This is a genomic window from Brevundimonas vesicularis NBRC 12165 (assembly GCF_001592205.1).
GTDB classification, from domain to species: Bacteria; Pseudomonadota; Alphaproteobacteria; order Caulobacterales; family Caulobacteraceae; genus Brevundimonas; species Brevundimonas vesicularis.
Window position 1 is genome coordinate 1 of record NZ_BCWM01000035.1, and the last position, 1,873, is coordinate 1,873.

A 1,873-nucleotide genomic window follows, 5' to 3' on the forward strand; every position below is an offset into this window, starting at 1 on the left:
CCAGAAATCTACGACGACTGACGAATGACTGGATGTGGATCGAGGAGGCCGACCGTTGACGGCGGCTGATGCGATCCATGACCATCACCGTCAGGAGCGGACGACCGCCTAAGCGGTTGGCCGTCCCGGCAATAAGGTCACATGATCAGACTGATCGGCCGCGTCCGTCGCGATGCCGCTCCGGTCCCGGCGGTCAGCATGGCCGTGATCGACCCGACTGGCGTCGTGTCGTTCATCGACCTGCTGACATGAAGAAGGTTCATCCCAGTCGAGAGCCAGACCCTTCAAGATGGCGGGCCGCAGGCCGATCAAGCACGCAGGCGACAGGTTCTGGGCCGGGCTATCGGCGCTATTGGCGCCATTGGCGCCGTTCTCCCAAAGGGGGGCGTCAGAGGGCCTGTTTCACGGCCCGCAAACCCAATGGCGGCGTGGTCGATATTTCGTGCCCGCTTCCATCCTTTTGCGAAAACGGTCAGCGTCGCTCGAACCGCACCGTCGCGGCCACTTTGGGGCCGAGTTCGCAAATCTGCTTGGTTCGGCAGGATAGATAAATCGTTAGTCCGACAGGCTCCGCAGGAGCCGCCCCCCAGCGAGGAGGTTCTGTGACCGCGCCGATCCATGCGTGCGGAAGGGCGTCATTCATGCGCTCAAAGGCGGCCCACGTTCCCGACCTACCGTCTATCTCAAGGTCACCGGTCGAATAGTTGATCGACCCCGCCTGTGGAGGCGGCACTGATCCATATGATCCATACGAGAGACCGAAACGCAGCCCATCCCCTACGAACTCGTCCACCTCCGTATCCACGCCAATGACATCTAGGCGTGCGACTTCATCAGGAATGGCCACTGAAAATGGACCAACCGCGTCGATGCGGTGGAAGCCCGCCGGGGTCGGGGCAGGCTCAGGCGTCTTCGAACACCCCAAAAGGACGGCTGCGGCACTCGCGACTGCGAGACGGTGAATGGGTTGGAACATATACGACTAACGACCGAGGCGGCCTTTTCGTTGACGCCCGACCGATCCGTGAGAGCCTGTTCTCCCAACAACGGATCGGAGAACACCCCTGACCAAGCGCGTCGCGATCTACGCTCGTGTGAGCACGGCCGATAAGAACCAGACCGTCGAGAACCAGCTTCGTGACCTGCGAGCAGTCGCCCAGCGGCAGGACTGGGAGATCGTGGCCACCTTCCTCGATGAAGGCATCTCGGGTGCCAAAGGGCGTGAGAAGAGGCCGGGCTTCGACAACCTGCTGAAGGGAGTGGCGCGCAGGGATTTTGATCTGATCGCGTGCTTCTCGGTCTGCCGGATTGGCCGTTCCCTGCCCGACCTGATCCACTTCCTCGGCGACATCCAGACCAAGAGCGTGGACCTCTACGTCCACACGCAGGGCCTCGATACCTCGACGTCTTCAGGTCGGATGATGTTCTCGATGCTCGGCGTCTTCGCCGAATTCGAAAGAGCCATCCATAGAGAGCGCGTGCTCTCGGGCTTGCGGAGAACGACCAAGAAGAGCGGTCGCAAGCCCATGCCGCAGGACCGTCTGGAAGCGATCAGGAGGTCGTTGGAGGACGGTCAGGGCATCCGCGCCACCGCCCGGCTCCATCGTGCCTCCACGACCACTGTGACGGCCATCGCGCGCACGCTGAAGGGGACGGTTCAGGAGGACCGTCAGGAGAGCGTCGCGCACGCCTGAACCGGACGTAGCCAATCGACTATGGCTTGCTGATGTTGTGGCCGCCGAAGCGGCAACGTCAGAGACGGTCGTGCGGCACCGTTCGAGACGTTGACCGCCCCCCGACATCGGACTCTGCTGCTCGGCTAACGCCCGAGTCGCAGAGGCTTCCATGACCGACAAATCTGATCCATCTGGCG

General features: G+C 62.2%; 1 protein-coding gene. It reads left to right on the forward strand.

All coding sequences use genetic code 11. The features are described from left to right. The first annotated feature begins 1,082 nt into the window (after window positions 1–1,082). Window positions 1,083–1,694: a recombinase family protein gene (locus tag BVE01S_RS16360; RefSeq protein WP_280513222.1), complete on the forward strand. Its 612-nt coding sequence runs from the start codon at window positions 1,083–1,085 to the stop codon at window positions 1,692–1,694. Window positions 1,695–1,873 lie beyond the last annotated feature (179 nt).